This is a genomic window from Cupriavidus sp. SIMBA_020 (genome assembly GCF_046535395.1).
Lineage (GTDB): Bacteria > Pseudomonadota > Gammaproteobacteria > Burkholderiales > Burkholderiaceae > Cupriavidus > Cupriavidus campinensis.
The window spans coordinates 1-237 of the sequence record NZ_JAWRWU010001632.1; the positions used below are offsets into that span (position 1 = coordinate 1).

The following is a 237-nucleotide window of genomic DNA, read 5'->3' on the forward strand; positions in this document are numbered from 1 at the left end:
GCGACGCGATGGAACAGCACCCGGTTGTCGGTGATGATCTGCTCGGCCTTGTCGGTCATGCCGTTGCCGCGCTGCGGATAACCGCAGCACAGGTAGCCCGGCGGCAGCACGGTCTGCACGCCGGCATGCCACAGCATCGCCTGCGTGGCCAGGCCGACCTGCGAGAACAGGCGCTCCGACCCGCAGCCCGGGAAGTAGAACACCGCTTCCGTGTCGGCCGTGGTGGCCTTGGGATCG

General features: G+C 68.4%; 1 protein-coding gene. It reads right to left on the bottom strand.

What is annotated here, in order from left to right; genetic code table 11:
- Positions 1–237: heterodisulfide reductase-related iron-sulfur binding cluster (locus SB751_RS35130; protein ID WP_410749631.1), on the bottom strand; the 237-nt coding region annotated here is incomplete at both ends.